This window comes from uncultured Caulobacter sp., assembly GCF_947036865.1.
Lineage (GTDB): Bacteria > Pseudomonadota > Alphaproteobacteria > Caulobacterales > Caulobacteraceae > Caulobacter.
Genome location: NZ_CAMQSF010000040.1, coordinates 23077 through 30203, shown reverse-complemented (window position 1 = coordinate 30203; position 7127 = coordinate 23077). Strand labels below are relative to the sequence as shown.

The following is a 7127-nucleotide window of genomic DNA, read 5'->3' as shown; positions in this document are numbered from 1 at the left end:
TTGACGCTAAGCGCCATCAAACCGTTGGGATGAGAGGCCGTCCACACCAACACATTCAAGAGGTCTCCAGGCGGCCGTTCAGCCGACGCTAGCGGTCAGCCATCAAACTGCAAGCCGACGTACCGAACGTCTCTAGGCTGCCTTCAACCACACGCGCGCGTGCCACCATCCGCGCGGGGCGTGCTCTGGATCGCCCAGACCATCGAAGAACATCTCCACGTGCTGGGCGCGCGGATGGTCGACAAGCGCTTGGCAGGGTGCGCCCTGGCCATGCAGCTCGACCTCGTGCGGGCGATCAGGACGGGCCTCATCGAGCGCCGGCGCGGCGTCGATCGTGCGGTCAAGCCAGATGACCAAGCCGCCATCGCGGCCGGCTTCCACATGCCGGACAGCGGGGAGGGTTTCCAGGTATCCGGGTGCGCCGACTAAGCCGTCGATTTCCACGGCAGTCAGCGGTTCAGCGGTGACGGGATGAGCGTGGTTCATGGGAACGAATATAGAACATCCTGATGTGAAAGGCGAGTCGACGTGAGGTCGCAGAGGGTGGCCCGAAGCACGAGGCTTCGGGCCGGGCTCCAGGTATCGTCGCTGCTCAAAGGAATGGCGGCGAGTCAGTCCCGAGCCCATGGGGACCGCGCCGCCGCGAAGCGGGGCGCACGAGTCCCCAGTCTGATGGGGATCAGCGCAGCTGGCTGTCTTTGCTGCCGCGGCGATTGATGCTGCTGAACACCACTTGCTTGTCGCGCCCAGCCTGGCACTCGATGCAGGTCCGGCAGCCGGGTAGGGCGCGTCGGCGAGCTTCGGGAATGTCCTCGCCGCACTCGACACAGAAAAAGAAGCTTTCTCCAGCGGGTAGCCGAGCACGCGCGTTGAGGACGCCGTCGGTTACCGTATCTTCGATCTGATCGAGAACGCCCCCGTCATGGGTCCAGCCGCCTGCCATCCGTTCGAAAGCTCCTTTAATCCAGAAGCTTAGATGGTGTTTCTTCCGGCGTTCTCCAGTGGCGCGGGCGGGTTCGGGGCCATGCCAAATTGCCGCATTTCCGCGACGTCCAACGGGTTGGATGTATCACTGGCGGCAATGGAGTAGAGTTCGCGGATGACCGGCAGCGATCCTCATCTCAACGCCTGGGCCATTGGCCAACTTCAGGAAACGCAGGCCCAAGTCGACCATGTGGTCTTCGATCTTGGCGTCGATACCGATGTCGGCATCCCGGGCGCCGGCGGGGTATCGATCGCCAGCGAGGATAACAGGCAGGGCTTGCGAACGCTGTTTCTGACCGCACGCCCGGTCCTTCTGGGTCAGGTCGAGTTGCTCGCCGAGCTGATTACCCAGGCGCCCGACAAGAAACCGCATAGGAAGATCGCCAACCTATCGGCAACGCCCGATGCTCTACGAGACCTGGCGCGCGTGCTCCTCGAGGCGGCCGATGCAGCCGACGAACTGCGACCGCGTCCGACCCCTGTCGGTTAGTCGTCCGGATCCGTCCACGTCTGAAGCTGGGCGACTGCCGCATGGACGGACTTGGCTTTGATGTGCGTGTAGCGGCGCAGCATTTTCCAATCCTTGTGACCGGTGATCAGGGCGACCTGCTCGATCTTCAGGCCTGCCTCGAAGAAGCGGCTCGTGGCTTCATGGCGCGTGTCGTGGAAATGCAGGTCATCGATCTGCAGCTTGGCGGCCGTGCGCGTGAACGCCGCGCTGATCGCTGTCGCCGTGTAGGGGAAGATCCGATCGTCGAAATTGCTACGGATCGCCCGCTGCTCCTCGATCAAACCTAGAGCATCATAGCCATTGATGTTGACGAGCGGCACACGCTGATCGTTGCCGTACTTGTCGCGCGGGTCCTTGCGGTCGCGGATGATGATGGTCTTGGCCCGCAGGTCGAGATCGCTCCAGGTGATCCGGCAGATCTCGTCCTGACGCATGGCCGTGGCGATCGCGAACTGGATGATCCGCGTCATCGGGTTGCGCTGCCAGAGGTTCTCATCGAACGACTTGAACAGCCGATCGAGCTCTTCCTGGGTTGGGCGGCGATCGCGTTCCTGGCTTTTGCCAATCAGGCCCAGATGCTTCAGCGCCAATCGGCCCTTTTCGATCGGCTCGATCTTGGTCTCGATCTCGTGGACGGCCGAGGCGTGGGCGAAGACCAGCTTGATCCAGCCGACATACATGCCGATCGTGACCGGGCCGGTCCCGCCCTTGGCGCGCTCGCGTCCAAAATCGATGATGAACTGCCGGTCGATCTTGGCAAAACGCGTTTCGCCAATCGTCCGGCGCAGATGGAGCAGCGCCTCAAGCTTTGTACGGCCGATGGGCTTTTTGGCTGCGGCGAGATCGTCGATGTGTAGGTCGATAAGATGGGCGAGGGACGTCTTCGTGGTCACATACGTCTTCTTCGGCGCCGCACCGTTGTCGATCGCGCTCTCCTGTGCCGTGGCCCATCGCCGCGCGTCCTCGCGTAGCTTGAACGTCTCGCTTATATAGCGCCCCTTCCGACGGACGATGGCTCGCCAGGCGCCGGAGGGCAAATTCACAAAGGTCGCCATTTTCGTGTACGCCATGTGTACAGTGGAATGTCGGAACATAGAGAAAACCTGCGTACACTCGCGTACGTTCTTCGGTTTTCGGTATCTCCTAACGCATTGAATATACGATAAAAATGACGCGATTTGAACCCCATAGATTTTCTGTTGCGCCCATGATGGACTGGACCGACCGGCACTGCCGGTCGCTGCATCGGGTGCTGTCGCGCCGGGCGCTGCTCTATACCGAGATGGTGACGAGCGGCGCGGTCGTGCATGGCGATCGCGAGAAGCTGCTCGGCTTCGACCCGGGTCAGCACCCGGTCGCGCTGCAGTTGGGCGGGTCGGATCCGGCCGAGCTGGCCCTGGCGGCGCGCATCGCCGAGGACTGGGGCTATGACGAGGTCAATCTGAACGTCGGCTGTCCCTCGGACCGCGTGCAGAGCGGCCGGTTCGGCGCTTGCCTGATGCGCGAGCCCGACCTCGTGGCCGAGTGCATGGCGGCCATCAAGGCGGCGGTGAAGATCCCCGCGACGGTCAAGTGCCGGATCGGCGTCGACGACCAGGACCCCGAGGAGAGCCTCTTCGCCCTGGTCGACCGTTGCGCGGCGGCGGGCGTCGAGAGCTTCGTGGTCCACGCCCGCAAGGCCTGGCTGCAAGGGCTGTCGCCGAAGGAGAACCGGGACATCCCGCCGCTCGACTATCCTCTGGTCTACCGGCTCAAGCGCGAGCGGCCGAACCTGACGATCGTCATTAACGGCGGCGTGCCTGGCGTCGACGCGGCGCTGGAGCATCTGGCGAACGGCGTCGACGGGGTGATGCTGGGCCGCGCGGCCTATCACGAGGCGGGGCTGCTGGGCGAGGTCGACCGGCGGGTCTTCGGCGAGGCGGTCGAGGACGTCGACAGCTTCGCGGCGGTCGAGCGCTATCGTCCTTACCTGGCGCGCGAACTGGCGGCGGGGACGCCGCTGGCGGCGATGAGCCGGCACATGCTGGGCCTGTTCCACGGTCTGCCGGGGGCGAGGGCGTGGCGGCGGATCCTGACCGTCGAGGGCGTCAAGGCCGGGGCCGGGCTGGAGGTCGTGGATCGCGCGCTGGACGCCGTGCGGCTGGCCCTGGCCGCGCGCGAGGAGAGAACCGCGCCCGCGGCTTGAGGTCTACGGGTGCAGGATCAGCGTGTTCGGGGTGGCCTCGAACCGCGACAGGCGGCCCAGATAGCTCATGCCCAGCAGCGAGTTCTCGAGCCCCTTTTCGATGACCAGGGCGTCGACGTCGCGGACCTTGGCGCCGGCGATGGCGACGCTGGCCAGCTTCACCGACGCCGCGCGGGTGCGGCCGTCGGCGGTGATCACGTTGTAGTCGTAGGTCAGCTTGCTGGTGTCGATGCCCAGGCGCTGGGCGTCGGCCATGCTGAGCGAGACGGCGGTGGCGCCGGTGTCCACCAGAAAGCGCACGTCGTGACCGTCGACCGCGGCGTGGGCCCAGAAGTGGCCGTCGCTGTCCTTGGTCAGCTGGGCCGCGCCGCCCTCGGCGCCGCCCAGGGTGGCGGAGGCGGCGCTCGGCGCGTGGAGCTCGGGATGGCGCAGATCGTCCAGCGACACGACGGCCTTGGCCGCCCCCACCGCCGAGAGCGCTCCCACCAAGGCGATCGCCGCGAACCTCAACATTCAGACACCCCGCCATACAGGCTTTGCGACCGCTTCTGCGATCTTGGCCTAAAGCAATAGCAGGGAGGCGTTTTCAAGGCGTGAATCGCCGTGGCGGATTTCCTGGTCATGGTTAGCGATAAGCTAACGTGGCCGGGAGTTCTGAAAATTCCCTATGACTGTCGGCGATAGATAGTTCTGACCGGACGGAATATCGTCACCTGTTCCCGAATATACTTCGAAGCTCGGTGGCGCGGCGCTGTTTCTCCAAGCGAAGTGCGAGCGCGCTATCGAGGGCGACGCCATGAAGACCAAGCCGCTTGCCGAACGGGACGGTGTCCCAGCCGCCCAAGGGCGGCGCGCAACAGCTAGCGTCGCGCGGCGGCGGCCATCAGGGCGTCCATCGGATCGGGACGATCGGGGAGGGCGGCCATGATCGCCGCGCGCTCCGCGTCGCTGAACCGGGCCCAACCGGCGATCTCCGGCAAGGTCCGGCGGCAGCCCAGGCAGTAGCCCGAGGCGCCGTCGACCGCGCAGACCTTCACGCAAGGCGTGGCGATGGGGCGCGGCGGCTGGGCGTCTCGGGTCGTCATGGCGTCGAGCATCTTCGTTCCGCCGCCGCCGCGCAAGCATCGGCGAGGGGCGGGGCTCCCGAAAGCAGGCGCCGGTCGGGGGTTGCTTTGGGCGCGGAGCGGTTTAAGTCCGCGCCCATGACCGCTTCTCCGTTTGCCGACATCCGCCAGCTCGCCGTCTCGCCGCCCGCGCCGGGGCCTTCGCCGGCGCTCGAGCAGGGCGGGCGCCTGGGCGAGATCTCCGCCTGGCTCACCGCCTGGAGCGGCAAGACGCCGCCGGCCGTGAACCGTCCCGTCGTGGCGCTGTATGCCGGCGCGCGTCAGGGCGTCGGACCCCGTGGCTACGCCCGCGATCGCCTGGAAGCCATCGCCTCGGGCGGCGCGACCGTTTCGCGCCTGGCCGGCGTCCAGGGCGCGGGGCTGGAGGCCTTCGACCTGGCCATCGACCGGCCCTCGCCGGCGTTCGACAAGCCGGCCATGAGCGAGAAGGAGGCCGCGGCGACCATGGCCTTCGGCATGGAGGCCCTGGCCAAGCAGCCCGACCTTCTGATCCCCGGCGTCATCGTCGCGGAGACGGCCCGCACCGCCGCCGCCATCTGCCTGGCCCTGTTCGGCGGCGAGGCGTCCGACTGGTCCGATGAGCCGGATGTCGTCGCGGCCGCGGTTGCCCGCGCCCAGGCCGACGGCATGGGCGATGACCCCCTGGAGATCCTGCGTCAGCTGGGCGGACGCGAGACCGCCGCCGTGCTCGGCGCGATCCTGGCCGCGCGGGTGCAGAAGATCCCCGTGCTGCTGGACGGCTACGCCGCCTGCGCCGCCGCGGCCATTCTGCGCGCCGTCGAGCCGACGGCGATCGACCATTGCCAGGCGGCGCATGTTAGCCCCGCCAAGGGCCACGCACGGCTGCTGGAAAAGCTCGACAAGCGCCCGCTGCTGGCGCTCGATACGCTGGACGAGGAAGGCGTCGGCGGCGTCACGGCGCTGGCCTTGGTCAAGCTGGCCTGCGAGGTCCGGTAGAGGCGTCGGGCGCGCTCAGGTGAACGGAGATCACTTTCGCTTCCGTTGACGCTAACGTCATCTTTCCAAACGTCCGTTCGACATCTATCGTGTCTCCTGAAACGCATTGAACGGCCTCCCCCAGAGGGGCCGGCAGCACGGGAGCTCGCCATGAATCTCGACTTCTCGCCCGAGGACCTCGCCTTCCGCGACGAGGTTCGCGCCTTCATCGCCGAGAACTATCCGGCGGGCCTGCGAGAGAAGCAGGAGGAAGGCGAGGAAATGGCCAAGGAGGACTTCCTCTCCTGGCACCGCATCCTGGCCAAGAAGGGCTGGGTCGCGCCGGCCTGGCCGACCCAATATGGCGGTCCGGGCTGGACCTCCGTGCAGCGCTACATCTGGTCGGAAGAGACCGCGCGCGCCGACTGCGTGCCGATCCTGCCGTTTGGCATCAACATGGTCGGACCGGTGATCTACACCTTCGGCACGCCGGAGCAGAAAGAGCGCTTCCTGCCGCCGACCCTGTCGGGCGACATCTGGTGGTCGCAAGGCTATAGCGAGCCGGGCGCCGGCTCCGACCTCGCTAGCCTGAAGACCAAGGCCGAGCGCTTCACCGGCGACGACGGCAAGGAATACTATCTGGTCAACGGCCAGAAGACCTGGACCACCCTGGCCCAGCACGGCGACTGGATCTTCTGCCTGGTCCGCACCGACCCGAACGCCAAGATCCAGGAAGGCATCTCGTTCCTGCTGATCGACATGAAGTCGCCGGGCGTCACGGTGCGTCCGATCATCACCCTGGGCGGCGAGCACGAGGTCAACGAGGTCTGGTTCGAGAACGTCAAGGTGCCGGTCGAGAACCGCATCTTCGAGGAGAACAAGGGCTGGACCTGCGCCAAGTTCCTGCTGGCTCACGAGCGTAGCGGCATCGCCGGTGTGGCGCGGTCCAAGCGCGGCATCGAGCGCATCCGCCAGATCGCCTCGACCGAGCTGGGCGACGACGGCTCGGCGCTGATCAAGGACCCGATGTTCAAGCGCAAGGTCGCCGAGCTGGAGATCGACCTGACGGCGCTGGAATACACCGAGCTGCGCACCCTGGCCGGTGAAGCGGCCGGCAAGGGCCCGGGGCCGGAGTCGAGCGTTCTGAAGATCAAGGGCACCGAGATCCAGCAGCGGATCACCGAGCTGGTGCTGGAAGCGGCCGGCCACTACGGCGCGCCTTACTTCCGCGGCTTCCCGACCGACGGCGACAACGCCCACCCGATCGGCCCCGACTTCGCCCACCGCGCGGCGCCGACCTATTTCAACGTCCGCAAGACGTCGATCTATGGCGGCTCCAACGAGATCCAGCGCAACATCATCGCCAAGATGGTGCTGGGGCTGTGAA

General features: G+C 66.4%; 9 protein-coding genes. 4 read left to right on the top strand and 5 right to left on the bottom strand.

Translation table 11 applies throughout. The annotated features are described in order from the left end of the window. Window positions 1-132: 132 nt before the first annotated feature. Complete coding sequence (locus tag Q0V34_RS17010) at window positions 133-486, bottom strand: hypothetical protein (protein ID WP_062093636.1); 354 nt, start codon at window positions 484-486, stop codon at window positions 133-135. A 193-nt stretch (window positions 487-679) separates the two neighbouring features. Beyond that, on the bottom strand, window positions 680-943 hold the full coding sequence (locus Q0V34_RS17005; RefSeq protein WP_062093637.1) for a DksA/TraR family C4-type zinc finger protein: 264 nt from the start codon (window positions 941-943) through the stop codon (window positions 680-682). A gap of 156 nt (window positions 944-1099) precedes the next feature. Between Q0V34_RS17005 and Q0V34_RS17000 the strand changes: the two genes are divergently transcribed. Further along, the gene (locus Q0V34_RS17000) at window positions 1100-1474 is read left to right on the top strand and encodes a hypothetical protein (protein WP_062093638.1); all 375 of its coding nucleotides are present in this window, start codon (window positions 1100-1102) and stop codon (window positions 1472-1474) included. On the opposite strand, the gene Q0V34_RS16995 is transcribed toward Q0V34_RS17000, so the two are convergent. Continuing rightward, window positions 1471-2550 (bottom strand): site-specific integrase, encoded by a 1080-nt coding sequence (locus Q0V34_RS16995; protein WP_062093639.1) that lies wholly within the window; start codon window positions 2548-2550, stop codon window positions 1471-1473. The genes Q0V34_RS17000 and Q0V34_RS16995 overlap by 4 nt on opposite strands. Window positions 2551-2663: 113 nt before the next feature. On the opposite strand from Q0V34_RS16995, the gene dusA reads away from it, so the two are divergent. Further along, window positions 2664-3680, top strand: a complete 1017-nt coding sequence (gene dusA, locus Q0V34_RS16990) for a tRNA dihydrouridine(20/20a) synthase DusA (RefSeq protein ID WP_297514256.1) — start codon at window positions 2664-2666, stop codon at window positions 3678-3680. A gap of 3 nt (window positions 3681-3683) precedes the next feature. Here the strand turns inward: dusA and Q0V34_RS16985 are convergent, their stop codons facing one another. After that, a complete protein-coding gene (locus tag Q0V34_RS16985; protein WP_297514253.1) occupies window positions 3684-4193 on the bottom strand; it encodes a TIGR02281 family clan AA aspartic protease in 510 nt (169 codons plus the stop codon). A gap of 347 nt (window positions 4194-4540) precedes the next feature. Then, window positions 4541-4765, bottom strand: coding sequence for a DUF1289 domain-containing protein (locus tag Q0V34_RS16980; protein ID WP_297514273.1), 225 nt, complete (start codon window positions 4763-4765; stop codon window positions 4541-4543). Window positions 4766-4882: 117 nt separating this feature from the next. Between Q0V34_RS16980 and Q0V34_RS16975 the strand changes: the two genes are divergently transcribed. Then, window positions 4883-5761 (top strand): nicotinate-nucleotide--dimethylbenzimidazole phosphoribosyltransferase, encoded by an 879-nt coding sequence (locus tag Q0V34_RS16975; RefSeq protein ID WP_297514251.1) that lies wholly within the window; start codon window positions 4883-4885, stop codon window positions 5759-5761. Window positions 5762-5911: 150 nt separating this feature from the next. Then, complete coding sequence (locus Q0V34_RS16970; protein WP_297514248.1) at window positions 5912-7126, top strand: acyl-CoA dehydrogenase family protein; 1215 nt, start codon at window positions 5912-5914, stop codon at window positions 7124-7126. The last annotated feature ends 1 nt before the right edge of the window (window position 7127 follow it).